30 protein-coding genes and 1 tRNA gene are annotated in these 25,463 nt (G+C 64.5%); 15 read left to right on the forward strand and 16 right to left on the reverse strand.

Going from position 1 to position 25,463, the window contains the following annotated elements; genetic code table 11:
* The first annotated feature begins 4 nt into the window (after window positions 1–4).
* The gene (locus ACY9XZ_RS17560; protein ID WP_463458321.1) at window positions 5–415 is read left to right on the forward strand and encodes a GtrA family protein; all 411 of its coding nucleotides are present in this window, start codon (window positions 5–7) and stop codon (window positions 413–415) included.
* Here the strand turns inward: ACY9XZ_RS17560 and ACY9XZ_RS17565 are convergent.
* Window positions 412–1,359, reverse strand: coding sequence for an AAA family ATPase (locus ACY9XZ_RS17565; protein WP_463458322.1), 948 nt, complete (start codon window positions 1,357–1,359; stop codon window positions 412–414). The genes ACY9XZ_RS17560 and ACY9XZ_RS17565 overlap by 4 nt on opposite strands.
* Before the next feature lie 85 nt (window positions 1,360–1,444).
* Between ACY9XZ_RS17565 and ACY9XZ_RS17570 the strand changes: the two genes are divergently transcribed.
* Window positions 1,445–1,529: transfer RNA gene (locus tag ACY9XZ_RS17570), tRNA-Ser, on the forward strand.
* 219 nt (window positions 1,530–1,748) lie between these two features.
* On the opposite strand, the gene ACY9XZ_RS17575 is transcribed toward ACY9XZ_RS17570, so the two are convergent.
* The 4 genes from ACY9XZ_RS17575 to ACY9XZ_RS17590 all read right to left on the reverse strand — a co-directional run bounded on the left by ACY9XZ_RS17575 (window position 1,749) and on the right by ACY9XZ_RS17590 (window position 6,016).
* A complete protein-coding gene (locus ACY9XZ_RS17575) occupies window positions 1,749–3,605 on the reverse strand; it encodes a DUF2070 family protein (protein ID WP_463458323.1) in 1,857 nt (618 codons plus the stop codon).
* Between the two features lie 55 nt (window positions 3,606–3,660).
* Window positions 3,661–4,230 (reverse strand): GMP synthase subunit A, encoded by a 570-nt coding sequence (locus tag ACY9XZ_RS17580; protein ID WP_463458324.1) that lies wholly within the window; start codon window positions 4,228–4,230, stop codon window positions 3,661–3,663.
* 69 nt (window positions 4,231–4,299) lie between these two features.
* A complete protein-coding gene (locus tag ACY9XZ_RS17585; protein ID WP_463458325.1) occupies window positions 4,300–5,397 on the reverse strand; it encodes a sensor histidine kinase in 1,098 nt (365 codons plus the stop codon).
* Between the two features lie 70 nt (window positions 5,398–5,467).
* Complete coding sequence (locus ACY9XZ_RS17590; protein ID WP_463458326.1) at window positions 5,468–6,016, reverse strand: DUF7097 family protein; 549 nt, start codon at window positions 6,014–6,016, stop codon at window positions 5,468–5,470.
* A gap of 82 nt (window positions 6,017–6,098) precedes the next feature.
* Between ACY9XZ_RS17590 and ACY9XZ_RS17595 the strand changes: the two genes are divergently transcribed.
* On the forward strand, window positions 6,099–6,446 hold the full coding sequence (locus ACY9XZ_RS17595; protein ID WP_463458327.1) for a DUF192 domain-containing protein: 348 nt from the start codon (window positions 6,099–6,101) through the stop codon (window positions 6,444–6,446).
* 185 nt (window positions 6,447–6,631) lie between these two features.
* Window positions 6,632–8,140 carry a (R)-citramalate synthase gene (locus ACY9XZ_RS17600; RefSeq protein ID WP_463458644.1) on the forward strand — a complete coding sequence of 503 codons (1,509 nt, stop codon included), beginning with the start codon at window positions 6,632–6,634 and terminating at the stop codon, window positions 8,138–8,140.
* Window positions 8,141–8,197: 57 nt separating this feature from the next.
* On the opposite strand, the gene ACY9XZ_RS17605 is transcribed toward ACY9XZ_RS17600, so the two are convergent.
* The 5 genes from ACY9XZ_RS17605 to ACY9XZ_RS17625 all read right to left on the reverse strand — a co-directional run bounded on the left by ACY9XZ_RS17605 (window position 8,198) and on the right by ACY9XZ_RS17625 (window position 13,784).
* Window positions 8,198–9,166 carry a terpene synthase family protein gene (locus ACY9XZ_RS17605; protein WP_463458328.1) on the reverse strand — a complete coding sequence of 323 codons (969 nt, stop codon included), beginning with the start codon at window positions 9,164–9,166 and terminating at the stop codon, window positions 8,198–8,200.
* Window positions 9,167–9,553: 387 nt separating this feature from the next.
* Window positions 9,554–9,853 (reverse strand): HalOD1 output domain-containing protein, encoded by a 300-nt coding sequence (locus ACY9XZ_RS17610; RefSeq protein WP_463458329.1) that lies wholly within the window; start codon window positions 9,851–9,853, stop codon window positions 9,554–9,556.
* Between the two features lie 207 nt (window positions 9,854–10,060).
* The gene (locus tag ACY9XZ_RS17615) at window positions 10,061–12,514 is read right to left on the reverse strand and encodes a bacterio-opsin activator domain-containing protein (RefSeq protein ID WP_463458330.1); all 2,454 of its coding nucleotides are present in this window, start codon (window positions 12,512–12,514) and stop codon (window positions 10,061–10,063) included.
* A 90-nt stretch (window positions 12,515–12,604) separates the two neighbouring features.
* The gene (locus tag ACY9XZ_RS17620; RefSeq protein ID WP_463458331.1) at window positions 12,605–13,279 is read right to left on the reverse strand and encodes an HAD family hydrolase; all 675 of its coding nucleotides are present in this window, start codon (window positions 13,277–13,279) and stop codon (window positions 12,605–12,607) included.
* 43 nt (window positions 13,280–13,322) lie between these two features.
* Window positions 13,323–13,784, reverse strand: a complete 462-nt coding sequence (locus ACY9XZ_RS17625) for a bifunctional nuclease family protein (protein WP_463458332.1) — start codon at window positions 13,782–13,784, stop codon at window positions 13,323–13,325.
* A gap of 326 nt (window positions 13,785–14,110) precedes the next feature.
* Here ACY9XZ_RS17625 and ACY9XZ_RS17630 point away from each other — a divergent pair, with 326 nt between their 5' ends.
* From ACY9XZ_RS17630 to ACY9XZ_RS17640, 3 genes are all read left to right on the forward strand, one after another.
* The gene (locus ACY9XZ_RS17630) at window positions 14,111–14,602 is read left to right on the forward strand and encodes a hypothetical protein (protein WP_463458333.1); all 492 of its coding nucleotides are present in this window, start codon (window positions 14,111–14,113) and stop codon (window positions 14,600–14,602) included.
* Between the two features lie 215 nt (window positions 14,603–14,817).
* Window positions 14,818–15,105: a hypothetical protein gene (locus ACY9XZ_RS17635; protein ID WP_463458334.1), complete on the forward strand. Its 288-nt coding sequence runs from the start codon at window positions 14,818–14,820 to the stop codon at window positions 15,103–15,105.
* A 119-nt stretch (window positions 15,106–15,224) separates the two neighbouring features.
* Window positions 15,225–15,551 carry a hypothetical protein gene (locus ACY9XZ_RS17640; RefSeq protein WP_463458335.1) on the forward strand — a complete coding sequence of 109 codons (327 nt, stop codon included), beginning with the start codon at window positions 15,225–15,227 and terminating at the stop codon, window positions 15,549–15,551.
* A 66-nt stretch (window positions 15,552–15,617) separates the two neighbouring features.
* Here the strand turns inward: ACY9XZ_RS17640 and ACY9XZ_RS17645 are convergent, their stop codons facing one another.
* The 4 genes from ACY9XZ_RS17645 to ACY9XZ_RS17660 all read right to left on the reverse strand — a co-directional run bounded on the left by ACY9XZ_RS17645 (window position 15,618) and on the right by ACY9XZ_RS17660 (window position 17,192).
* On the reverse strand, window positions 15,618–15,854 hold the full coding sequence (locus ACY9XZ_RS17645; RefSeq protein WP_005537965.1) for a hypothetical protein: 237 nt from the start codon (window positions 15,852–15,854) through the stop codon (window positions 15,618–15,620).
* A gap of 4 nt (window positions 15,855–15,858) precedes the next feature.
* Complete coding sequence (locus tag ACY9XZ_RS17650; RefSeq protein WP_312620045.1) at window positions 15,859–16,248, reverse strand: prefoldin subunit beta; 390 nt, start codon at window positions 16,246–16,248, stop codon at window positions 15,859–15,861.
* Window positions 16,249–16,383: 135 nt separating this feature from the next.
* Window positions 16,384–16,893 carry a hypothetical protein gene (locus ACY9XZ_RS17655; RefSeq protein WP_463458336.1) on the reverse strand — a complete coding sequence of 170 codons (510 nt, stop codon included), beginning with the start codon at window positions 16,891–16,893 and terminating at the stop codon, window positions 16,384–16,386.
* Window positions 16,890–17,192, reverse strand: coding sequence for a UPF0175 family protein (locus ACY9XZ_RS17660; RefSeq protein WP_004517029.1), 303 nt, complete (start codon window positions 17,190–17,192; stop codon window positions 16,890–16,892). The genes ACY9XZ_RS17655 and ACY9XZ_RS17660 overlap by 4 nt, the downstream gene beginning before the upstream one ends.
* Before the next feature lie 160 nt (window positions 17,193–17,352).
* On the opposite strand from ACY9XZ_RS17660, the gene ACY9XZ_RS17665 reads away from it, so the two are divergent.
* A complete protein-coding gene (locus tag ACY9XZ_RS17665) occupies window positions 17,353–18,189 on the forward strand; it encodes a pantoate kinase (RefSeq protein WP_463458337.1) in 837 nt (278 codons plus the stop codon).
* A gap of 61 nt (window positions 18,190–18,250) precedes the next feature.
* Window positions 18,251–18,979, forward strand: coding sequence for a DUF2103 domain-containing protein (locus ACY9XZ_RS17670; RefSeq protein ID WP_463458338.1), 729 nt, complete (start codon window positions 18,251–18,253; stop codon window positions 18,977–18,979).
* 17 nt (window positions 18,980–18,996) lie between these two features.
* On the opposite strand, the gene ACY9XZ_RS17675 is transcribed toward ACY9XZ_RS17670, so the two are convergent.
* The gene (locus ACY9XZ_RS17675; protein WP_463458339.1) at window positions 18,997–19,641 is read right to left on the reverse strand and encodes a hypothetical protein; all 645 of its coding nucleotides are present in this window, start codon (window positions 19,639–19,641) and stop codon (window positions 18,997–18,999) included.
* 65 nt (window positions 19,642–19,706) lie between these two features.
* Between ACY9XZ_RS17675 and ACY9XZ_RS17680 the strand changes: the two genes are divergently transcribed.
* The 3 genes from ACY9XZ_RS17680 to ACY9XZ_RS17690 all read left to right on the forward strand — a co-directional run bounded on the left by ACY9XZ_RS17680 (window position 19,707) and on the right by ACY9XZ_RS17690 (window position 20,502).
* A complete protein-coding gene (locus ACY9XZ_RS17680) occupies window positions 19,707–20,015 on the forward strand; it encodes a 50S ribosomal protein L37ae (RefSeq protein WP_463458340.1) in 309 nt (102 codons plus the stop codon).
* 26 nt (window positions 20,016–20,041) lie between these two features.
* On the forward strand, window positions 20,042–20,176 hold the full coding sequence (locus ACY9XZ_RS17685) for a DNA-directed RNA polymerase subunit P (protein WP_004517024.1): 135 nt from the start codon (window positions 20,042–20,044) through the stop codon (window positions 20,174–20,176).
* A gap of 80 nt (window positions 20,177–20,256) precedes the next feature.
* Window positions 20,257–20,502 carry a KEOPS complex subunit Pcc1 gene (locus tag ACY9XZ_RS17690; RefSeq protein WP_463458341.1) on the forward strand — a complete coding sequence of 82 codons (246 nt, stop codon included), beginning with the start codon at window positions 20,257–20,259 and terminating at the stop codon, window positions 20,500–20,502.
* Between the two features lie 27 nt (window positions 20,503–20,529).
* Here ACY9XZ_RS17690 and ACY9XZ_RS17695 read toward each other — a convergent pair whose 3' ends face one another.
* A complete protein-coding gene (locus tag ACY9XZ_RS17695) occupies window positions 20,530–21,132 on the reverse strand; it encodes a metal-dependent hydrolase (RefSeq protein ID WP_463458342.1) in 603 nt (200 codons plus the stop codon).
* 75 nt (window positions 21,133–21,207) lie between these two features.
* Here ACY9XZ_RS17695 and ACY9XZ_RS17700 point away from each other — a divergent pair, with 75 nt between their 5' ends.
* From ACY9XZ_RS17700 to ACY9XZ_RS17710, 3 genes are all read left to right on the forward strand, one after another.
* Window positions 21,208–21,849, forward strand: coding sequence for a hypothetical protein (locus ACY9XZ_RS17700; protein WP_463458343.1), 642 nt, complete (start codon window positions 21,208–21,210; stop codon window positions 21,847–21,849).
* Between the two features lie 17 nt (window positions 21,850–21,866).
* Complete coding sequence (locus ACY9XZ_RS17705; RefSeq protein ID WP_463458645.1) at window positions 21,867–22,472, forward strand: hypothetical protein; 606 nt, start codon at window positions 21,867–21,869, stop codon at window positions 22,470–22,472.
* A gap of 93 nt (window positions 22,473–22,565) precedes the next feature.
* Window positions 22,566–25,331 carry a PAS domain-containing protein gene (locus tag ACY9XZ_RS17710; protein ID WP_463458344.1) on the forward strand — a complete coding sequence of 922 codons (2,766 nt, stop codon included), beginning with the start codon at window positions 22,566–22,568 and terminating at the stop codon, window positions 25,329–25,331.
* The last annotated feature ends 132 nt before the right edge of the window (window positions 25,332–25,463 follow it).

The raw sequence follows: 25,463 nt of genomic DNA on the forward strand, positions 1-25,463 counted from the left end.
CTGTATGGCGTCCGCTGTCGTCACACCGGCCCGGCGGCAGCAGCTCGTCCGGTTTTTCCTCGTTGGCGTGTTTGCGGCGTCGGTCCAGCAAGCCTTGCTGTGGACGTTCACCGACGTTGGGGGGCTGAACTACATCCTCGCGGCCGCTATCGCTATCGAGTGTACGATCCTGCTGCAGTACGTTCTCAACAACGCCTGGACGTTCCACCGGTCCCAACACTCGACGATGCGTGAGTACATTCGGGGGCTTGGGAAGACCAATCTCGTTCGCGGGACCGCGATCCCCCTCCAGTTAGGCCTTCTCTACGCATTCGTCACCTGGGGTGGCGTCGACTACCTCATCGGCAACGCTGGGGCCATCGTCATCACAGGCCTGTACCGGTACGCGCTTGACGCCCACTGGACGTGGGGTTAAACTGTCGGGACCGGAACCTCGTCGAGAACGTTCTGAATGACCGTTCCCTTGTCGACCTGCTCGACGCGGGCGTCCGGCGTCAACACCAGTCTGTGGGCCAGCACCGGCTGTGCGACCCGCTTGATGTCGTCCGGGGCGACGTACTCCCGGCCGGCGATAGTCGCCATCGCCCGCGTCGCCTCGAACAGCCGCTGGGTCCCACGCGGCGAGACCCCGACGTCCACGCGGTAGTCGTCTCTGGTCGCCCGAACGAGGTCGGCCATGTACTGCAGCAGGTCGTCGTCGACGGTGACCGACTCCGGAACGCCACGGAGTTCCTCGACGGACGCCGCATCGAGTATCGGTTCCACGGTCGGGCTCTGGGTCGTCCGGCCGGCGCGACGCCGGAGCAGTTCGACCTCCCCCTCGTCGTCAGGGTAGCCAAGCGAGGTCTTTGCCAGGAACCGGTCGACCTGGGCCTCCGGCAACTCGAAGGTCCCCTCCATGTCGACGGGGTTCTGCGTGGCGATGACGAAAAACGGCGACGGCAGGTCGTAGGTGTCGCCGTCGACAGTGACCTGTCCCTCTTCCATCGCTTCCAGCAGCGCGGACTGGGTCTTGGGCGGGGCGCGGTTGATCTCGTCGGCCAGCACGACGTTGGCGAACACCGGCCCCTCGGTGAATTCGAAACTCCGGGACTCCTCGTTGAAAATGTGTGTCCCCGTGATATCGGCCGGCAGGAGGTCCGGCGTGAACTGGATTCGGGAGAAGGACAGCCCTAACGCGGTCGCGAACGACTGGGCGGTCAGCGTCTTCCCCGTGCCGGGAACGTCCTCAAGCAGGACGTGGCCTTTCGCGACGACTCCCAGCAGCACCGTTTCGAAGAACCCGCGGTCAGCGATGACGGCACTTCCGATCTCATCGAGGATCCGACTCGACACCTCGCTTGCCTCAGTTGCGTCCATAGGCTGTCATGTTACGGGTCCGGTAAAGGGATGTCGAGACCGAAATCGAAACCCCTAAAGAGCAAACAGCGGAACTATCGAGTGAGCCGAGGTAGCCTAGCCTGGCCAAGGCGGTTGCTTCGAGAGCAACTGTCCTCACGGACTCAGGAGTTCAAATCTCCTCCTCGGCGTTCTCTGCAGCAGAACCAACGAGCGTAGCGAGTTGGCAGTGCTGCAGGAACGTGATACGTGGAGCTTTGAAGTAGACCAGTCGCAGCCCGGAACGGCGCACCGCGCCGCACGCCCGGACCGTCTGAGCGTGGTTCAACTCTCCTCCTCGGCGTTCTCTGCAACCGAACCGACGAGCGACAGCGATGTGCTCGTAGGGTGACCCCATCCATCCGCACCGCTCAGGTCAGCAGGAAGATCAGCACGCTGACCGTCATGACGACGAGGATGAACGCCGCGGCCAGCGCGCCGCCCATTGACACCATCGCGTTGGCGGTCGAGGCCAGCGTCTCGGTCCGGTCGTTGCCGAACACCGTCACGGTCGCCCGTTCGCTCGCCATCCCGGCCTCGACGGGTTCGAGGTCGGCGATGGCTCTGTCGACGAGGTCCCCGATGAGCGCGACGATTTCCCGCTCGGGAATAGCCTGCCCGACCTGGTTTTCGGCCTCGACGGTGTTGACGATGTGCGTGTCGCTGGTCATCACTTCCATTATGTCGACGCCCTCGGCGGCGTCGATGATACGCTCGCGGAGGCCCGGTTCCATGTTGTTGCCGTCGATGAGGACATACGCCGTCCGCTGTCCGTTGACTTCGAAGACACAGACCCGGATACCGAGCGGGCCGATGCCCTCCTCGGGTTCCCAGGGGGTTTCGTCCCAGGCGACCCCACAGCGGAGCCGGCCGGTTTCGGCGTCTGTGAGCAGATTTCCGAGCTGTCCGGCCCCATGGAGCATGTCGAACGAGCGCTGACTGCCGGGGACGACGTGGCCGAGGTCCTCACCTTCCAGGCCGTCGTTGCAGTTGTGGGCGTCGACCAGGAGCACGTCGTCCAGCCCGTCGACCCGCGCTTCCGACATGGCCGAGAGGCCCACGGCGTACTCAACGTCGTCGGCACAGCCCGGCGCGTACGTGTTCACGGCGAGCGCGTCAGAACCAAACGCCTGCCCCGTCAGCGTGGCCTCGCCCTCGGTGACCCGATAGCCCGCTGTCGCCTGGTCGTCGTAGTCGAGGTTCTGATACGCTGTCTCGGCCGTCGACAGGATCTTGTCGACCTCCCGCTCGGTGACGAGGTTGAAGTCGTGGCCGGCGGTCGCGTGTGGCGGGAAGGCCAGGCCGTCGGCGGATTCGGCGACGCGTCTGGGAAGGTTGCCACCGCCGATTTCCCCCATCGGTCCGGGGTGAATCATCGGCAGGACGAACCGGGCTTTCTCCTCGCCGCCCGGTCGACGGACCGACAGCACGGTGACCGGGACGACGGCTTCCTCGCCGATTTCCTCGAAGAACTCCTCCAGTTCACGCGTGCCCTCGGCGATGTGGCCGATGAAGCCCCGGAGGAAATCCAGCGCGGAAACGCCGAGAGAGGAGCGCCACGGCTGGTCAATGACGACCAGAAACAGCCAGACTGCCAGCGCGTAGATGATACAGATAACCGCGAGAATGATGAAATCCTCCGGGATGAACCCCTGTACCTGCGGCGGGACCTCTTCCGGGCGGGAGAGGTACTCCCGGAGCATCGGATCTTCGAGGATGAACGCGGTCGCCCCGCTGTAAATCGCCAGCAACACGGCAGCAGTGACCGTCTGGACGCTCGCCGGAATCGCCGCTTTCAGCAGCGAGTGCCGCGAGACGGCCATCAGTATCAGCAGCCGGAAGGCGAATATCGACGCCAGCGCGACCAGCAATACGTCGAAGACGAAGTTCTGTCCGAGCCGAACGGTGAAGATGGCGATAAGACCGGCGACGGTCAGCATCGCGATCGTGATGAGCTCACAGATGACCGCAAGCAGAGTGGCCCGGTTCGGGGTTAGCTGCCCGCCGAGCTGGCGGTCGACCCACGGCGTCACGGCACTGGCGATTGAGGTCGGCAGGCCGATGAGAAACACGCCCTGCCAGGCGTCGTCGAGGATGAACCGTGAGTCGAAGGCAACGATGCCCGTCATCGCGGCGATAACCAGCGCAAAGGCTAGGCTCGTGTACCAGGTCGGAGCCCGGAATATGAACCGCGAGAGGCTAGCGAGATTGCCCTGTGTCGCCGTCATTTATGTATCACACCCGACGAGCGATTATAAACCCAGTTACATTACCCGTCGACGACTACTGGCGGGCGACGGACTGCTGGTCACAGACCGACAGGAAGTTCTCGAACACTTCCTCGCCCTCTTCAGTGTGAGCGACCTCCGGGTGCCACTGGACGCCGAATATCGCCTCGTCCGTGTTGCTCATCGCTTCGACGCCACAGACGTCGGAGGTCGCGGTTCGCTCGAATCCGGGCGGGACCTCCTTCACCTCGTCGGCGTGGCTGGCCCACACGCGCGTTTCGGGATACAGCGAGCCCAGAAGCGGGTCGTCTTCGTCGAGGATCTCGACCGTTACGTCGGCGTAGCCGCCGTACTCGCCGCCGCCGACCCGGCCACCGAGTTCGTCGGCGATGAGTTGCATCCCCAGACAGATGCCCAGCACCGGGATGTCGAGGTCGAGATACGCGGGGCAGTTCCCGATATCGTCCATGTCCGGGCCGCCCGAGAGGACGATGCCGTCGGCGTCGATCTCTTCCGGCGGGGTCGTGTTGTCCCTGAGCGAGACGTCGACGCCCATGTCCCGGAGCGCGCGCTGCTCCAGATGTGTGAACTGTCCGTGGTTGTCGATAACGTCGATTCGGGTCATTACTGACGCGAAGGCTGCGAAGGCGTATATATCTCCTGATGCGGTCGACGGTTCCGCTCACGTCCGCCGTCAGGGCCACTCTCGGAGGGTTTGACGGATCCCGTCGAGAACTGTCGGCCCGCACAGTTCCAGCGTCACGATGTTGCCGTCGTCCGACGTCGTGAGGTGTACCGCCCCGCCGTAACTCTCGATGATCCACGTCGTCAGCCACAGCCCGACTCCCTTTGAATGGCGAAGCTGTGTCTCCGCGCCGCTGTCGAGGACATCACGTTCGTGCTGTGGGATCGACGGACAGTTATCGCCGATATGGACGAACACGGTTCGGCCGTGCTCCTCGACAGAGATATACAGCGTCGGGGTTGCCTCGCAGTGGACGACCGCGTTCTCCATGACGTTCTGCAACACGATGTCGAGCATCCAGTCGGCGTACACCTGCGACCGGTCCGGGAGGTCGAGGTCGACAGTCGTCTCCGGATGCGACTGTGTGATCTTCTCCGCCTGGTCTCTAATGCGTGGGACGAGGTCTACCGGTTCCCGTGCGCGACGGTCCGCGTCGAACGCGAACTCTATCTGTCTCGCCTTCTCCGTCGTGCCGATGATATCGTCGATGGTGTCGTTTAACTCTTCGACGTGCGCACGCGACTTGGGGTTGCCACGCGCTGCCGTTTCCCGCTGCAGTTCGCCGAGGTGGCCGAGCGCGACGTTGAGGTCGTTCCGGAGGTCGTGTCGGAGCACCCGAAACAACACCTCGTTGCTCTGGGCGAGCCGGCGTCGGGACCGCCGCAGTTCGAGCAGCCACCCGAACAAAATGCCGCCGAACCCACCGACTGCGACCCCGCTCGCGAGTATCGATGGGACCATTGAGGTCTGTGGTATCGGGGCGAGCAACACGACGATGTTGATGAGCGTAAACAGCGCGACGCCGAACCCGCACCATTCCGCGGTGGTCCATACCTGGTCGCCCGAGATTCCGCTCATCGGCAGCCAGTAGTTCGCCGCAGCCAGGGCTAACGCCGGGGTAAACCCCACGCCGAGGACGACCACAGTAATAAAAGACGGGCTGGCGGTGGCCACCGCGTGGGCGAGTAATCCGAGGGAAAGCACCACGCCCGTCGAGACCACGTATCCCGTCCCCAACGATTGTTTCGTGATCGCCGAAGAGGTCACTATACTTGTCGGTTACTGTGATCCTACTTATCCGTCTGCCACCAGATATCAATTTTGATATTAAGAGTGGCTACGAACTGTCGTATCTGTCGGCGGCCGATTCGAATCCCAGTTCCGACTGCTCCTTAGAGCGGCGCTGTTCCCGCTTTGCGATGGCTTCGGGGTCCGGATTCGCGTCGTCGTCGAGCCGCGCCCACGACTGGTGAATCTTCGCGTGACACCACCGACAGAGAAAGACCGTTATCTCGTGTGATAGCTCGTCGCCGTCATCGCGGTACGAGAGGTGGTGTTCCTCCAGCAGCGGCCGGTCCTCGGAGTGGGCCATCCGCCGCTCTTCGAGCCCGCAGCGAACGCACTCCCGGTCGTGGTTCCGGGAACGGAAATGCGGGCAGTCGGCCCAGTCCCACTCGGGCTCGGCCTCTGGGTCCGCGTCGCCCGGCGCAACCGCTGCCGGACAGCGGAAGTCGTCGGCACTCCGAGCGTTGGCGAACTCGGGGTCGTGGTGGCCGTGCTCACGCGCCCAGCGACATTTCCCCTCGCCGGTGACGAAGTCACACCGCCGGACGTGGTCGTACGGGTCGTCGACGCCGACGGACGTTCCCCCGGGAGCCTTCTCCATGCGACATAGTGAGTGGCCGTGTCCCCTCAAACCCTCCGCTCCGACGGAAGACTTTTTCCCTACCTACGACTTCCCCGGTGGTATGCGGCTCGTCCACGACCCCGACGGCGCGGCTCGCCCCCTCGCGACGGAGGTGGAGTACGCCGAGTCGATGCTCGAACAGGGCCGGGGGCTGATGTTCCGGTCGTCGATTCCCGACGACTACGCGCTCGTGTTCCCCTTCGACCGCGCGAGCCGACAGTTCATCCACATGCTGTTCGTGCGGTTCCCGCTGGACGTGCTCTGGCTCGTCGACGAGGAGGTTCAGGCCGTCGAAACCCTCCAGCCCTGGCGGTCGGTCGGCTACGCGAACGCGGACACCGTCGTCGAACTGCCCGCTGGCGCGGCTTCGGGCGTTTCCGAGGGTGATACGGTCCGTCTTGAGTCGTAGCGCGACACGTGTGGTAGTCGGTTCCGTCACCTTTTAGACCATGAAGATTAGAGTAGACACCACTATGTCGGAACACCCGACGGAGGATAGAGGAAGTCGCCGCGAGGCGGCTGGCCGCGAAATTCGTGGCGCGTGATGGAGCATCTTCTGTGAGCCAGAACACACTATTCGAGGGGCACCCAGCGATGCGTGCGCTCTCAGACGTCGGTGAGGTACAGTTTCTCGACACGACACTGCGCGACGGTGAGCAGGCCCCAGGCGTCTCGCTGACGCCGGACGACAAGGCCGATATCGCCCGCTCGCTCGACGCGGCGCGTATCGACGTCATTGAAGCCGGCAGCGCCTGTACTGGCCCCGGCGAGCGCGAGACGATCTCCCGCGTCGCGGGACTTGACCTCGACAGCACCGTCACCAGCTTCTGTCGCGGTATCCAGAACGACATCGACCTCGCGCTCGAGTGTGGTGTCGACGGTATCAACCTCGTCGTCCCGGCGAGCGACAAGCACGTCGAGCAGAAGGTCGGCACTTCCAAGGCCGAGAACGTCGACACGACGGTCGAACTGGTGGAGTACGCCACCGACCACGGCCTGTGGGTCGAGGTCATCGGCGAGGACGGCTCGCGGGCCGACCTGGACTACCTCGAAGAGCTACTCGGGGCCGCGGTCGAGGCCGGCGCGGACCGCATTTGTTGGGCCGACACCGTCGGCCACGCGACGCCGGACCGCGCGCTCGAATGCGTCTCCCGGCTCTCGGACCTGGGGCCGGTCAGCACCCACACCCACGACGACCTGGGGCTCGCGGTGACCAACGCCCTGGTCTCCATCGCGGCGGGTGCGGACCTCGTCCACGGGACGATAAACGGTATCGGCGAGCGCGCCGGCAACGTCGCCCTCGAAGAGGTCGCCATCGCGCTCGACCACGGCTACGGCGTCGAGTCGATGGAGCTGACCGAGGTGTACGATCTCGCACAGCTCATCGCCAACCGGACCGGCATCCCGCTGGCCCCAAACAAGGCGGTGGTCGGCGAGAACGCCTTCACCCACGAGTCCGGCATCCACACCGACGGCACGCTCAAGGACGACTCGATGTACGAGCCGTACCCGCCGGAGAAGGTGGGCCGCGAGCGCCGCCTCGCGCTCGGCAAGCACGCGGGCCGGGCCGGCGTCCAGGCCGCCCTCGACGAGCACGACGTCGAGGTCACCGAAGACCAACTCTCGGAGATCGTCAGCCGCGTCAAAGAGATCGGTGACCGCGGCAAGCGCGTCACCGACGCGGACCTGCTGACTATCGCCGACGAAGTGACCGGCGACGCGCGCGACCGCCGGGTCGAACTGCTCGGGCTGACCGCCGTCTCCGGCTCCGACACGCCGACAGCGAGCGTTCGACTCGCGGTCGACGGCGAGGAACGCAAGGAGGCAGCGGTCGGCTCCGGGCCGGTCGACGCCGCGATGAACGCCGCCGAGACGGCGCTGTCCCACACCGCCGACGCGACGCTCGAAGACTACCACGTCGACGCGATCACTGGCGGGACGGACGCGCTCGTCACGGTCGAAATCGAAATGTCACGCGGCGACGACCACGTCGTCGTCTCCGCCAGCGACTCCGATATCACCCGGGCGTCCGTGCGTGCGATGGTCGACGCGATGGACCGCCTCGTCGCCGACGACGAGGAACCGCTCGTCGCCGACGACTGACTGCTATCTCTTAGGTGCGTAGAATCAGTCCGCTCCGCGGACCACGGGAAGCGCCTGTTACTTGTGTCCGCGGCTGGCTTCGTGGTACTGGAACACGGTTTCCATGCCTTGCACCAGCGCGTCGAGGTCGACGCTGTCCGTGTCGAACTCGCGGTCACGCACGGACTGGTAGATGTCGGCCCACCGGTCACGGAATCTGGCCTCGAACTGCTCGGCTTTGATTTTGTCGATGAGTTCGGCCTTCCCGTCGGGGTTTTCCAGCTCTTCGGGGGTGACGAACCCTTCTTGAAGGGCCAGCACGACGATCCCCGCAGTGTAGTCCCCTTCTTTGACTTCCCGTTCCCAGGTTGTGAGCCAGTTGCCGATCCGGGCCATCTCCTGGAGATCCCAGATGAGATCCCGAACCGTGCCGTAGTCGGCAAGCTCGAACTCCGGCGAGTACATGAGGTCAACGGCCGCGTAGGGGAACATTACCATGTTATGTGCCCCATAAGTTTCCGCCCCGCTGAGGTTCGCAATCCGGGGGTTCTCGTTGACGACCGCGCTGTAGTCCATCGCGTTCAGCGTCTGTCGCATATCGTAGGTGAACACGTCGTAGAACTCGTCGACCCGTGGCGCGTCAGCCAGTCCGCCCTCGAACTCCCGCCACACACGCTCGATAAAGGAGAAGAAGTCGTCGCTTACCGCTGCACGGCTTGGCTCCACGGCCGACGGGTCCTGGACGAGTCGTCGTGCCTCTTCGAAGGTGTCCCGGTCCCCATCGTTCTCGACGATATCGTCCAGAATGGTGACGTACATCGTGAGAATCGTCTTCTGCGTCCGGACGTGGTCGGCGTGGTCCGGGTGGACAGAAGAGAGTGTAAACTCCGGGAACAGCGAGTAGATCCACTGCCAGAGGAACCGGTCACGCTCGCCACAGATCCGCTCGTACTCGTCTGCCAGTTCTGCAACCCGGTCGGGGAGACTGGTTGCCCGAACCTCTTCGAGGAAATCCTGTGCATCGGCCGCAGGTGATTCAACACTCATTGGACTTCCCTCCCGAATAATGTCCGATTAACTGGACTTTGTCCACTGGTTTTGTCGCCGGTTGAACGATTACCGCCTCGGTGCCCGTGCCCTGCGAGCAGATTCCGATCAGTTGTTGTCCGCGGTCCATACAATCGAAAGGCGAAGTTGCACTTATAGTGGTACTGACGCGTAGGCTGCTGGTAATATACTGTTAACAAGGGGTTTGGTCGGTTTTACTCCAGGTTACGTACCAGTTTTTCAAGTACTACCGGAAAAGAAATATCTACTTACTGAAAATTCCGGGCCACATCTAAACGAGAGAGGAAAATAAGGTGACAATAACCGACCCATCGACAGCAGTACCCCTTGCAGGTAAGGCCACACAGCAGAACAGCCGCAGTCGGACTACGCTTCGAGTCCAGGTGCCACCGAGACGTCCCGGGACGGCGTTACCAGCACTGAGCGGTTCCCCTCGACTTCGATACGACAGCCGGCCATACTGAACACGACCAGCCCGTCGGGACTGGGAGCGCCGTCCGTCTCTGGACGGAACAGTCGGTCAAGCGCATCAGGGTCGATACAGTCACTGATTCGATCATCGAGATCAACGGGGTCGACACCCAGGGTGTCGGCCACGGCGTGTACGACGGTTTCGCTCAGCGGTTCGTTGGGTGATGGTCTGTAGACCAGTTTTGCCTGTGACATCGTTCGTCGCTGTTTATCCCTTGTCGGGTGATTGAAAAGGTGATTGTGGCTATACAGATACGGCCCGCCCGATCGGCCACTAACAGTATAGCGACGGCCCATGCTGTCGGATAGACGTACGTAAACCGTGGATACAAGCTTTGGCGAGAGTCAACCGGCTAAAGATTCTCACCGGACGTTGCGTGTGAACTGCCCTGTCCGACAGTATCAGCTATCGCCGAACACGAGTTCGAGGAGCTTTCGCTCGCTGACGCGGAGGTGGCGGTTGACCGTCGGCTGTGACACGTCCAGGCTGGATGCGATCTCCTGGCCGGTCGTCTCCCGTGGCCAGTCGAAAAAGCCGCTCAGATACGCCGTCTGTAGTACTTCGAGCTGTCTGTCGGTGAGTTGCTCCTCCAGTGTCGACCGGACGGTTCCGTCCCGCTGCCCGTCGGACTGTGCGCCGTCACGGCGGGCGATCAGCTTGACGTTCGCGTAGCGCTCGTCGAGCTGTTCGACGAACTGCCTGACATCGGTTTCTCCCGAGACGGCAACTGTCACCGTGAGTCCGCCCGTCGACGTTCGGATCGACTTCAACCGCCCGCCTTGCTCCAGCAGCGTCTCCGCGACGGTCCTGCCGGTCACGACGACCTCGTAGAGCCCGTCCAGTTGATCAGTCGAGATCGCTCGCATTGTATCGACCCGGGCCATCGACGCGATCTGCTCCTCAACAACCGCCGGATCACAGTCCGAGATCGCGAGGAAGAGACGGATCGCCCCGTCGCTGCGCGGTACGGCTCCCTCACAGACGACCGGGACACCGACGCGGTCTGAGAGGTGGGTCAGGAACGACTGGGGGGCCGACAGCGACAGTTCGAGTTCGACAGTGCCGTCGCCCGCCCGTCGCTGTCGGGATTCGACCTCCCGTATCGCGTTCGCGATAGTCTCACCCAGTTCGGCGAACACCTCCTGGAGCATCTCGCCGAACCCGTCTTCCTGCTGGGCGTACACTGTCAGGACGCCGTAGACGAAGTCGTCGTATTCGAGCGGGATGCTGAGCGCCGACTGGAACTCGCGGGAGAGCGCCTCCGTCCGCCAGTGGTCGCCCCGGAGGTTGTCAGCCACAGACGGAACGACAGTCATCGCTTCGGACTGGGCCGTCTGGACGGCCGGTGGCCCCCCCTCCCGCTCCAGTGACAGTGAGATGGCGTCCAGATAGCTGGCGGTGTCGCCCGCCCACGCTCTGGGGACGAGTTCCGTCGCGTCCTGCCGGCCGAGCCAGGCGAAGGAGAACCACTGTGACTCGGCAAGCTGGTCACACACCGCCTGCTCGATCTCCTCGGTGGTCTCCGCGTCGACGAGCACCTGATCGATCCGGCGGATGATCGCGTTGACCTGCTTGAGCCGCCGCAGTTCGCGGTTCTGTTCGCGGCGTTCGGCCTCGCGTTCACGGAGCGTCGTCTCGCGGTCGACGCGCGCGAGTGCGGCCTCCGCGCTGGCCGCGAGCAGGTCGACCATCTCTCGGGTTCTGGCGTCGCTGTGTTGCTCGCCCAGTTCGATGTAGAACACGCCGTGGTCTTCGAGCGGCAGACAGAGACGCTTCGCGTCCGCCGTGACCGGACCAGCCCCGAGGTCGATAGGCTCGCCGGGGGCCGCCTCGACGGCGCTGTCCTGCACGAACACCTCCCACACGGTACTCTCGCCCGGCCCGATCGAGGCGGGCCTGGCAGCCTCTGCCTCGCCGACGCTGTGAAGGGTGTTGTCGCTTCGGTCGAACAGGTAGATCTCCACGTCGGGGAGCTCCAGTACGTCGGCGGCCGTCTCGAGTATCTGCTCGGCCACGGCCGTCTTGGTCTCCGTGTGTAGCAGCTTTCTGGTCGACTCGTGCAGCGCCGCGAGCGTCTCCTCGAACCGCTTCCGGTCCGAGATATCCCGAACGACGCCCACCTGCCGGTAGCTCCCGTCTTTGCGGTCGTACGTCGTGAACTTGGTCTCTATCGGGAGCGTGTCCCCGTCAGCGGTTCTGAGGTCCGTCGTCAGCGTCCCCACGTCGCGCTCGCCCTCGATGAACTGCCGCGACATCTCGGCGGCCTCCTCGATGACTGACTCGTCCGCCAGCAGCGTCGCGTTCGATCCGACCAACGCCTCCTTGTCGTAGCCGGTCATCGACTCGACGGCGCTGTTGACCGTCTGCATCGTGAACGACTCATCGAGCGTGTAGATGCCGTCCTCGATGGTCTCGACGATGCGCTCGTACTGTTCGAGCATCTCCGTCCGCTCGTGGCGCTCGGTGACATCGTGGACGATGCCCAGATACAATTCCTCGCCGTCCCACTGCTGGGGTTCGAAGGCGATTTCGACCCACCGCTCCGCCTCGCCGACGGAACACGACGACGTCAGCGGTGTTCCCGACGACTGGTCGCAGTGGGCTGCGAGATCGGCGTCACGCAAACCCGGGAAGAACTCGCCTATCGGACGCCCGAACACGTCCGACGGGTCCGCGTCGAGGAGGTCACAGAGGTGGTCGTTCCCGGTCCGTATCTCCCCGTCCGCGGCGGTGACGACCACTGGCTCGGGCATTCGCGCGGCGAGCGTCTCCAACAGCACAGGGGGGGACTGCTGTGCCGGTGTGTCACGCGCCGCTTGTTCGTTCTCGTCCGTTCCACCGACCGGCTTCTCCATACCGTTTCACGGCACTTGCCATGGGAAAGGTTGCTTTCAGCATACGTACCAGAACCGGATAACTGCGTATCCGTTAGGTGTGGATACCGCTCAGTCGCTCCCACTGGACGGTCCGACGAGCCGAACCACGTCTTCGAGGCCGGACACGTCGTAGTCCGGCGTCACGTCGAGCTGGGTGTCGACCCGGTGTGGCCGCCGGATGAACGCCGAGTCGATGCCGGCCCGGTGTGCCGCCGCGATGTCGGATTCGTTGTCGCCGACGAACAGCGCATCACTGACCCCGAGGTCTTCCATCGCTCGCTCGATGTAGTACGGCTGTGGTTTCTTCCGGCGGAGGCTCTCAACGGTCGGTTCCCGGGCCCAGATGCTATCGAAGTAGTGGCCGATGTCGAAATGCTCGAACGCGAACGCCACGGTGTCCCGTTGATTCGACGAGACCACGCCGAGCGGACAGTCCAGTCGGTCGAGTACCGACACGTCGGCGTAGGGCCGTTTCTTGCCGGCGCGGATAAGCGCCCGCTGCACCGCGGTCAGTGCCTCGTCGCGAGCCCGGAAGAACCGTTCGGGGTCGATATCGTACTGGGTACAGATCTCTGTGAGTTCGGGCACCGTCACGCCGATGCTCATCGCCTCGACGTGGGCGGTCGACGGCGAAACCACGCCGAGTTCCTCGAAGGCCCGGCGTGCACCGACGTAGTGTGCATCCATGTCTGTCAGCGTCAGCAAGACGCCGTCGTTGTCGAAGATGACCGATTCGTACCCCATCAACGGCAGTAAGGGCAGACAGATGCAGAAAGGTTTCGCGTTCTCACAGCCCGAGATCCTCGCTGCCGCCCCCTCCCTGATCGAACTGGTCCGGTGGTCGCCCGGCCTCGTCGATGACCTCGTCAGTGACGACGACCGGACAGTCAACCCGGAGGGCGATTGCGATGGCATCCGAGGGACGGGCGTCGAACACCATGTCCTTGCGCCGGTCCTCGGTGTACTGTTCCGCATCGATCTTCCCGTAGAAGGTCCCGTCGGCCAGGTCGTCGATGCGGACCCGGTCGATGGCGGCCCCGAACTCCGTCACCATCTCGACCAGCAGATCGTGTGTGAGCGGGCGCTCGAACGGCTCGCCGGCGATTGCCAACTGCATCGACTGGGCCTGGTCCTTGCTGACGAAGATAGGGACGATCTCCTCACGCGCACGGAGCAGGACGACCGGCGTGCCACCGCCCTCCTCGTTGACGCCGACGCCGACCCCTTCGACCGTGGCATCGTGTTCCATGGGCAACTGTTGGGTTCGCGGGTATGAAAAGCTACCCCGCCGGCGGTTTCGGGGCTCTCTCGTACACCACTGTGGAGCCCGTCCCGATTTACGGTCCCATCGTGGACCCGCCGCCTTGCCGGCCGGTGCCGCGCCCGCAAGCTATCCTCCCCGGCAGGCCGGTCCCGACGCGACGGAGTGGCGTGTGGGGCGGCTAAGCGGGATTAAACCGAATTAAAACGGGCAATAGAGCGATCAATTCGGATAAATTCGGCTTAATCCGTCTTTCCGGCTTGCCCCCTTCATATGCCACCGGGCAAGAGACTGGAGCGGAGGCAACGACCACAATGAAACTCACTACGATTGCCGGCGGTCTGCTTGCCGTGCTCGTCATCACGGGCTCGGCGGCAGCGCTCCCCGGCGCAGCAGGCGCACAGGCCGATGACCACGCGGACAACGCACAGGCGGACACCGCAGCCGAGCAAGCAGCGAACGAAACAGCGGACGAGAACGAATCAGGCGGCGCTGCCGAGGCGGCTGACCGTCGCGGCCCGCCCGCTGACGCCGGCGAGGCAGGCGATCAGCGCGGCCCGCCGTCGGACCTCCCCGGACAGGTCCCCGACTTCGTCAGCGAGATCCACACCCTCATCGGGCAGCACCAGAACGGTGACCTCGCGGGCGACCTGGGCGCACAGATCAGCGACCTGACCCCTGGCGACGATGCTAACGACGAATCGGCGTCCGAGGACGCTGGTTCAGACGACGCTGATGCGGACGACGATCAGTCCACTGTGGACGACGACGCGACCGAGGATGCGGACGACGACAGTGACGCATAACCCCCTGACTGACCGGCTCTCCACCGACAACTGACACGCGCGTTTTTTCGCATGCCGAACGCCGATGGACGGCGCTATACGATACTGCCGAGTCAAGCGGCCACGCTGTCGACGGCCCTCGTGACAGAACCGGGCGGTCGTGGTTGGACGATTTATTCCCCGATACTTGCAACGGCAAGCCGACCGGTCATGTGTCTCGGCGCCGTTGTTCGGGCATGGTCTCACAGCTAACGGTTGAGTCAGTCGACCGGCAGGACCGGCAGTACATTGTGAACTTCCGAGACGACGAGACGTTCAACGAACTCACCTCACCCGAGTGGGCACAGGAACTCGCCGAGGCGGAAGTTTCAGGGTCAGATGTCCGGATGGGGGAAGACGACTCTGACGACTGGCTCGTCCAGAGCGTACTGATCCCGCACGACGGTGTCGACAGCAAAGACGACGCGTCCCGAAAAGCCCTGCAGGTGGTCACCGCAATCGGCGAGCGAAATCAGCCCGACTGAGGATCACCTCTCGGGGCTCGACTGGCCGTGGACGCCCCGGACTCGCGACTCTCCCGACGCCACTACGCGACGGCCCACCAAGCGCGGTTTTTTTGCTTGCTGAACTCCGAGGAACGGGTATGGATGACACCGCCGAGTCCAGCGTCCACGCTGACGACGGAACCCGTGACCGCACGACGGCAGACCTCCTCGCGGGTGACGAGGACTCGTCGGCGTCGGATTCGCCGAGCGGGATGAACCGCAAGCGAGCCCTGCTGTTCGTTGCCCCGTTTCTCGCTATCGGGTTGTTCGACCTGGCGCTGCTCCTCGGCTGGGGACTGGATCCGCTGTGGGGGTTCATGATTCTCCCGCCGATACTGTTCGTTTCAGTGCTTGGCTGGATCGCGTTCCGGACCGGGTTCGCGAGCGACCGGACCGGGGACCCGGCCGTCGAGAAACACGACTGACGCCCCGCTTTCGGGTCCGTAACTGTCGATAAAACACCGAGTGACTGCCCGCTCCGTTGCGGGTTCCTATTCCTCGAACAGGTCGTCGACAGCGGCCCGGGCGGCGAGGGCAGCGTCGTCGGCCACCTGTGCCTCGTCCTGCCGACTGTCGGGCGCGTTGACGTACACGTCGACGTCAAGGACGCCGTCTTCGAACGTGACAGTCACGTCGAGGTCCTCGACTGCGCTGACGTCGTATCGAGAGAAGACAACGTCTTCGGCCGCGGTCGAGGCTGTTTCGACGACCTCATCGTCTGTCGGCATCGCCTTATGCGCCGCCGGCGCCGGGGCCGCCGGCCGGACCCGCGCCGCCCGCGCCGCCGAGCATCTGCTGGAGCTCGCTCTGGAGCTCTTCGAACTGCTCTTGCACGCGCTGTTCCTGCTTTTCCAGCGTCTCGACGCGGACTTCGAGGCTGTTGACCTTCTCTTCGAGGTCGTCCTGGGCCTCGTCGAACTCGGTCTTCACGAGGAGTTCGCCGACCTCGCGGTACATGGTCGAATCCTCGTCGATGTCGTCGAGTTCGTCCAGGGCCGTCTGGGACTCCTGGAGTTCCGTCTCGGCCTGCTGTTTCTGTGCGGCGACCTGCTGTGCTGTCTGCTGAAGGTCCTGCAGTTCCTCGAGCTTCTCCTGTGCTTCAGGCGGAAGATTACCCTGCATACCTCCAGAGTTGGGGGCCGCACTGTTAAACCCACGCTTTCAACTCCAGCAGCGGCACAGCTGGGCGCTGCTCCATGGGCCATCCCGTCGAAAACTCAGTGTTCAAAGCCACTACCGCGCCAAATTACCACAGGTCTACGCGACCTCACCGACTGCCCGCTCCCGCAACTCTCCGGTCAGGTGCATTCCGTGTTGATCGATGCGCCTGACGATCCGCTTTGCCTGGGTCGGTTTGAGGTACTTGTCCTCGATAGCGGCCCGGACCACGACGCCGAAGCTACTCGTCACCTCCGCCCCCAGCCCCTGTGCCATCCGGCGAACGGTCCGGTCCTCGGAGACAACGGCGACGGCGGAGCGGTCGTCGCTGTCGCGGTGGGCCAGCACGCCGGCGAGTACCGTCACAGCGGCGCCGAGGTCCGAGTCACCGAGCAGGTTCTCGGCCTGGTCGACGTGGTCCTCGTCGACGCCGGTGTCGATGTCGCTCTCGCGGTACTCCGCCAGGTTCGTCGCGGTCGGTTCGACCTGGACCTCGTCGATGACGGGCTCCGGGATGACGATGTCGCCGTCGAACGCGTCCAGCAACGACAGCTCCCCCACCTGACCCAGCGAGTACAGCGCCGTCGGCCCGACGTAGATGCGAGTCATAGCTCCGCGGCCGTGTCGGCGTCGAGCTCCAGGTCGGACAGTTCGAGCTGTGTCGTCAGATTACGCTCGCGGGCCACGTCGAGCCACTCCGCGATGGAGAGGTCCGCAAGCTGTGCGGCTTCGGCCGCCGACACGTCGCCGGACTGGTACTGCTCGACGGCGACACGGAGCCTGAGCGTCTCCAGTCCCTCCCGGAGGGCTTTCCGAATCGTGGTCGACCGGTCCTCGGAGAGCAACTCTGCGACGTCGTCCAGTTCGTCTTTCTCTTCGCTCGGGAGCCGCGCGCTGATTGTCGGCATGTTTGCACAGTCATCCGCCGTAAACACACATCAAACTACGGGTTGGAGAACGGCCTGTCGGTCATCCTGAAACTCTGCCGCGGTGGACCGGCTGACGGCTGCACAGTCCGGGAGCGGACGACCAGCAATCCTTAACGCCGCCGAGTCCCACGGGCAGGCAATGAGCAACGAAGCACACGCGTTCGTTCCCGGCCACATCACGGGCTTTTTTACGGTCGACCGGGGCGAGGACCCAATCCGGACCGGTTCTCGCGGCGGCGGGCTGGCCCTGTCTGACGGCGTCGCCGTCACCGTCAGCCGCGGCGCGGAGACGGCGGTAACGCTAAACGGCGAAACGATTCAGGTCGAGGCCGTCGAGCGGGTGCTCGACGCGCTGCGGACGACGGCGACCGTCACCGCCGAGACGCCGCTCCCGCTCGGGTCGGGCTTTGGCGTCTCCGGCGGTCTGGCGCTCGGGACCGCGCTGGCGGCAAACGCCGTCTTCGGCCACGGGCTCTCGTACAACGAACTGGTGACCATCGCCCACGGCGCGGAGGTCCAGGCCGGCTCCGGCCTCGGTGACGTCGTCGCGCAGGCCCGCGGGGGCGTCCCGCTCCGACTCGAACCCGGCGGCCCGGAGTTCAACTACCTCGACGCTATCCCTGCCCGGAGCCGCATCGAGTATATCACGCTCGGCGAACTGTCGACGGCGGACGTGGTCGGCGGCGACACGGATACCCTAACGGCTGCCGGCGAGGGCGCGCTCTCGGACGTGGTGAAAGAGCCGACGCTGCCGACGTTCATGCAGGCCTCGCGGCAGTTCTCACGCGAGGCGGACCTGTTGACACCAGCGATCAAGGGGGTCATCGACGACGTGGCCGAGGCAGGCGGGGACGCTGCGATGGCGATGCTCGGCGAGACGGTGTTCGCGCTCGGGACCGGCCTCTCCGATGCGGGGTACGACGCCACCGTCTCTGCTATTTACCCACCCGGCGCGACCATTGAGGACGAGGGCTGACGCCACGCGCCGCGAAACCGAGAACCGGCTTCCTTATCCGCGCGGACCCGTAGCCACAGCTATGGACTGTCGGCAGTGTGCCACGCCGCTCGACCGACCGGGCGATTACTGCTTGGTCTGTCACACTGCCAACACGGACGCCGTCGTCCTCGAACTCGACCGCGAGCGGGCGACGGTGACATCGCTGCTGGACGGGTCGATTGTGGGCCAGCGCACGGTGACGACGACGCCGGAGGGGGAGGGGAGCGACGAGACGGTCGTCGTCGAACTCCGTAACTTCGCCGGCCTCGTCGCGGACGAGGTGCGGCGCAAACGACCGGAGGAGGTGTACGTCACGGGCGACCGCGACGTCATCGCCGCCGTCCGCCCGCAGTTGCACTACGAGTTCTTCCGCGTCGAGGGCGACGACCCCGTCCAGCGGGTCATCGACCGCCAGGGCGACCCCGCACTCGAAGTGGTCGACGCCGCGCCGGCGGAGAAACTCGGCGGGAGCCACTCGACGCTCATCGGCGGCCGGTCGGGCCAGCGGGTCATCCAGACCGTCGCCGGCCACCCACACGTCAAGAAGGTCATCCCCGGCCCTATCGATGCCGGCGGCGCGAGTTCGCCGACGGGCGTCCGAGCGAAGGCCACCCGCGCCGACGCCAACGGAAACGTCCGGGTGCTCATCCGCGACGGCTCAAGCGTCCAGGAGAACCGCGTCGTCACGACGGCCGGCGACCGCGAACTCGGCGAACACGTCCGGGCGGATCTGAACGAGGCGCTCAGAGAAGCCGAACTGCAGGAGTAAGGCTCGCTGTGCGCTATTCACGCCACGATGACACCGACAACGAGCACGGCGGCGACCGCGACTCCGACGACAGTAGTCCGGTAGATAGCTGGCAACGCCGTTCGCACGTCGAGAAACATTGGGAGCGCATGGAGTGCGGCGAGCGCCAGATAGCCCGTCGGGGCGACCAGCGGGAACGCCACGGCCCCGACAGCGAGCAGACAGAGGCCGACGACACCTGCACCGAGGTAGCCGCGTCCGCGTGCGGGCTGGCCCGCTCCTTCGAGGACGCCGCCGGTCCAGCAGTAGCCGACGGCCGTCGCGCCGACCCACGCGTGCCAGAACGCCACTTGCTCGGGGACGACACCGAGGAGGCCACCGACCGTCAGCGCCGCCGCGGTCGTGTTGACCGCTCCCCAGGCGAACATCGCGTCGGAGAAGCGGACGGACTCGGGTGCGTGAAAGAGCGTGAGGGCGACGAAGCCCCCGATCAGGACGACCCACAGTGCCGTGGCGAATAGCGCGCCGCTGGCGTGACCCAGCCAGGCTATCGCCTGTGTACTGCCCCAGCCGACCAGCCCGGCCGCCGCGCCCGAAAGCAGGAACTCCGAAGCCGTGAGCCGCCCGCTCGTGGCCGGTGCGAGCCGTTGGAGGTGACCGCGGAGCCCGTCGAACGCTGCCATCGACCGACGGTTTGCCCGCCTCCCCCTTGAGTGGTGCCGCCGCGGAACCGAATCTCGAAGGCCTTATGTGGCCGCTCGGCGGACAACAGACCACTATGGCTAGCAAGAGCGGAAAGACCGGTAGCTCGGGCCGTTTCGGCGCTCGCTACGGTCGCGTGTCCCGACGCCGCGTCGCGGAGATCGAATCGGAGATGAACGAAGACCACACCTGTCCGAACTGCGGCGAGGACCGCGTCGACCGCAAGGGGACGGGCATCTGGCAGTGCAGCTACTGTGACTACAAGTACACCGGCGGCAGCTACAAGCCGGAGACGCCCGGCGGCAAGACCGTCCGCCGCTCCATTCGGGCCGCACTGGCCGAAGACGAGGAGTAAAGGACCTCCATCCCTATCTTTCAGTTATGAGCTACAAGTGTTCACGCTGTAAGCGCGACGTGACGCTGGACGAGTACGGCGGCGTTCGCTGCCCGTACTGCGGACACCGCGTCCTGCTGAAGGAGCGGTCGCCCGACGTCAAAGAGATCAACGTCAACTGACGCCCGGGACACGGCCTGGGGCTGCGGATTCTTTCCGATCCGCTGACCGTCGAGACACACCACACTGCCGCCAGCACAGTATGACTGCTCCACACCAGACTCACCTCACTGCCGAGTACGGCAGCGCCGCCCGGGCCCGCGCCATCGGGCGGAGCATCCGACCCGAGATCGACGACATCGAGGGCGACCGGACGACGGCGCGTCTCACCCGGGACGGACGGCGGGTCGAACTCACCGTCGAGGCCGCCGACCTCGTCGCACTGCGGGCCGGCATCAACACGTGGCTGACGCTGCGTGGCGTCGCTGAAGACGCTCTGGCTGGCTGAACCCGGTTTCAGCGACGTATCAGCGGGTCACTGCCGGTAGCGATCCGGGACGTGGGCTGCAATCGACTCGGGAACGTTGCCGAACACGACCGGCGCCAGCTTCGCCAGCCGACGACGCAGGAGCGCGTACGTCACGCCGGTGACGAGGGCCGCGGCGACGATCCACCGGAACGGGCCGTCTAGAACAATGAGCAGCGGCGCACCCACGAGCACCATCAGCCCCGCATCCGAAGGCGACCCGTCGTACTGGATCCACCGCTTCGGCGACCGCCATCGCCCGCGGACGTGATCGTACACGCCGCGCTCGGAGGTAGCTTCCCACGGGCGGAGTTCGAGGCCGCCACCGTACCGGTCCATCCGACAGTGGACTGCAGCCCCCATCAGTACGAACGTGAGTGCGATCAACAGCGGCGTCTGGAGGACCGCAGCGAAACCGGCAGCCGGGACGACCGCGAGCGCGTACCCGCTCGGATAGTGGAGGGTCCGACGATGGCCCGAATACAGATCCAGATCGGGGAAGATACCACCGACGAAGCCACTAACGAGCGCTACTGTTGCGTGGTCCGGTGCAAGGACGAGTAGCGGCGTCGCGATGGCAAGCCCCACTATCGCGTGCGTCGGCAGCATCATATACCCGTACAAGGGACTGTAGCAGGTATAAACACGTCGCTGGGTTTATTCTTCGTCACACCGCAGTACGAAGCAATGAGTGATGGGTCCGGGCGTCCCGACAGTAGTATCGGGACGATAGGCTTCGAGGATACGTTCGAGAGTCTCTTTCGTGACGGGCGAACCAACGCGATCATCGCGTGGGTACTCGTCGCGGTTCTCCCGGTCGTGTTCATCGACAGCGTCCTCGATATCGACTACCAGTGGATGTTGTTCGTCGCCGTTGTGGCCGCTGTCGTTCTCGTGCCGCCGGTAGCCTTCAGTGAGTGGCGTGTGATGCTCCCCTGGGAGCTGCTCCTGCTTGCTTCCCTGCCGATCCTCGTCCGCGGGCTCGTCGGCGGCACCGTCGGAACCTTCGCGAGCTACCTCTCACTGGCTGCACTGGCGTTGCTCGTTATCGTTGAACTGCATATGTTCACCGAACTCACGGTCACCCACTGGTTCGCGGTCTGTCTCGTCGTTCTGACGACGCTCGCTGCAGCAGCAGCCTGGACCGTGTTCCGGTGGAACGCCGACCAGTTCCTCGGGACCGCGTACCTCACGGACAACGAGGCGCTGATGACGGAATGGCTGTACGTCACGCTTGCCGGAATCGCAGCAGGAGTACTGTTCGATGGCTACTTCCGACGGCGGGACCGCCGCCTCTGGCGCGCTATCCGACGGACGGTAGGACGATGAGACTGCCACGACCGTCGATGCGGAACCAGCGGCGGATTACCCGCACGATGCAACTCGTCTTGCTCGGCCTCGTCGGCTACGGTATCGTCGCCGGCCAGCCCAAGCCGATCACGAACGGGGGTATCGGCCTGCTCGTCACCTTCCTCCCCGCGGTGATGCGGCGGAACTACAATCTCGCCCTCGACCCGTGGCTCGCCCTCTGGATCACGACCGCAGTGTTCCTGCACACGCTCGGTTCGGCCGGTCTCTACGCGCAGATCGGCTGGTGGGACCACCTCACCCACGCGATGTCGGCCTCGCTCATCGCCGCGTTCGGGTACACGACGGCCCGGACCGTCGACCTTCACAACGATTCGATTCACATCCCCAAGCGCGTCTTTTTCGTGTACATCTTCGTCGTCGTCCTCTCCTTCGGGGTGATCTGGGAACTGTTCGAGTTCGCGCTCGACATCGTCGCCACCGAAACAGGCGTCACGATGCCGCTGGCACAACACGGCCTCGACGACACAGTTCGGGATACGATGTTCAATTCGGTCGGGGCGCTGCTGGTCGCGGCGTTCGGACAGGCCCACCTTACCGATGTCGCGGAGACCCTCCGAGAGCGGCTGTTCGTCGTCGACTGATGCGATAGTTCGTCGAACGCCTGGATTCGCGAACCGGACACCGCCGAACAGTTATTACCTCTCGGTAAAGTGGTTGAACAGCATACCAGGGTGATGGTTGGGAACTACCTCGACGATGTCACGGTTGCGGGAGCGAGACGGACCGACGCCGCCAGTCGAGAAATCGAAGTGGTGTATCTCGATTCCGACGCGACAGCACGACAGCAGGCACGGGAAGTCCTTTCGGACCACAGCGCCGACATAACGGTGACGAGTGCAGCAACGGTCGACGACGCGTTAGCGGCCGCCGCGTCGACGGAGGTCGCCTGTCTCGTCCTCGACCCCACTGGTCTGGGCGATATCCCGGAGTCGCTGGTGTCGAACGACCGCTATCCGGTCGTCCTCTACACCGACACCACAGCGCCGGACGGCGCTGCTACTGTCTTCGACGATGCGGAGACCGTCGTCAGGAAACAGGGTGACGAACAGGTGACGTTTCTGGCGGAGAAGATCGTCAGCGTCGTATCGGCATCGGTCGACAGAGGCGAGTCCGCGCTGCGGGATGCGCTATCCGGAATCGAGTCAAGCGCCGAAGCGGACGAGATCGCCGTTCTGTTGGCAGCGGACGGGACGGTACACTGGTCGAGCGAAGCGGTATCGGCGTTCGTCGACGGCCTCGACGATACCTGCCGGGTCGAGCGCTTCTACGACGCTATGGGAACGGCGCTTCCCGACACGCCCGACGGCCGCCGGCAGCTACAGCGGCTCCGGGAGTCCCCGACCGAACCGGTTGCCGTCCGGGTACCCGGTAACGAACGCGATCAGTACCTCCTTCGACACGGGTACCAGCTACCGGATGCCGCTGGGGGGCTCACGCTGGTCCTGCTGCGAGATGTCACCGAAACCGCCCGGCGCGATGCCCGCACGGCGCTGCTGGATCTCCTCGTCGAGCAGGCACAGGACGGGCTCTACACGCTCGACGAACGTGGCGTCATCGACTTCTGTAACGAGTCGTTTGCGACGAATCTCGGCTACGAGCCATCCGAGCTGTGCGGCGAACACGCCTCGACAGTCCTTGCACCCGGCGAACTCTCGAAGGGGCAGGCGACCGTCGAACGGCTGCTCGAAGCGCCTGCGGGAGCGAGTACGACTGTCGACCTGACGTTTTGTCGGAGAGACGGCACCGAACGGGAGGTGTCAATCAACTACACGCTGCTTCACGACGAAGCCGGCAACTACAGCGGGCTGCTCGGCGTCGCCCGGGACATCACGGAGCGCTGTGAACGCGAGCGGGAGTACCAGGAGTTGACGGAGCGGTTGAACTTCGCGCTCGAAGGTGCGGAGATCGGTGTCTGGGACTGGAACCCCAAAACCAACGACGTCACCTTCGATGAGCGCTGGACCGGGATGCTCGGCTACACTACGGACGAACTGGAGCACCGCTACGAGACGTGGGCCGACCTCGTCCACCCGGACGACCTCCACCGGGCGGAACGGGCGCTCAGGGAACTGGTATCCGGGGAGACAGAACTGTACCAGTGCGAGTTCAGAATGCGGACGAAAGACGGGGACTGGCGGTGGATTCGGGACATCGGCAAGGTGTTCGAGTGGGACGACGACGGCGAAGCGGTTCGGGCAGTCGGCATCCATCAGGATATCCACGACGAGCGGAAACGCCAGGACGCAGTCGAACGACAGCGGGACGAACTACTGACGCTTGATCGGGTCAACGTCCTGATTCAGGATCTCATCCGTGCGCTGGGAACGACGGCAACCCGGGACGAGATCGCCGAGACGGTGTGTGACCGCATCGTCGACTCCGAGCTCTGGGATCTGGCGTGGATCGGTGAGCGAACCGGGGCCAGCGATAGTCTCGTCCCGCAGACGATAGCCGGCGACGCCGACGGGTGCCTCGATACCAGTACCAGCCATGGGTGGACGGGGTCCGGACCGGCTGAAACAGCGCTTCGGACGGGGACGGTCCAGACGACGACAGCCGGGAGCGGATCCGAAGCGGAATCGGTGGAATCTGTTGGGGGTGAACAGGGGCTTCGGTCTCTCGTGGCGATTCCCCTGGTTCACGGCGACGTGGTTCACGGCGTTCTGTGCGTCTGTGCCGATCAGCCGGACGCCTTCACCGAACGCGTCGTCGAGAGCTTCGCCGTTCTCGGCGAGATGATCGGGTTCGCGTTCACGGCCGTCCAGAACCGACGACTGCTCTCCCACGACAGGGTACTCGAACTGACGTTTGAATCGCGGAACCCTGATATCCCGCTCGTCCGAGTGGCGAACGCACACGGCTGCCGAATCGAGACCGTCGGCTCCGTCGATATCGAACCGACCCGCCTCCTGTACGTCTCTGCTCGCGACGGACCGGCTGACGAGATCTCGGAGCAACTCCGCTCTCATTCCGCGATTCTCGATTCCCGGATCGTCCGCACGGACGACGACGGCGGCGTCCTCGAACTGCAGGTCCCGGAAACAGTTCAGTCGCTCCTGCTGGACGTCGGTGCTCGCCGCCGGACGGTGGTCGTCGACGGCGGGACGCTCTCGATAACTGTCGAGGCTCCGCTGGGCGCCGACTCCCGAACGATACAGGACGCGCTCACTACGTGGATACCTGACCTCACACTGACGGCAAAGCAGGAGCGTAACCCGGCAGACGGCGCGGTCGCCGCTAACACAGACCCGCGTGACCACTTGACGGATCGGCAGGAGGAGGTCCTTCGCACGGCGTTCTTGACAGGCTACTACGCCTGGCCTCGGGACACAAACGCCGAGCAACTCGCCGAGACGCTGGGCATCGCCTCGCCGACGCTCCATCAGCACCTCCGGCGAGCGCAACGGAATCTCATCGACGCTGTTTTTGATATTCAGTAGTCTGAATTCAGTGTCTTATCGATGCGTACACCTGACGTTTCTGCACCCACCTAGCCGTCTAGGTACGCTACTAATAGCACTGGGGTTGGTTAATCTCATGCGCATCAATGAGCAATCAAGGGAATGGCGGGC

The organism is Haloarcula sp. HT12 (assembly GCF_055271655.1).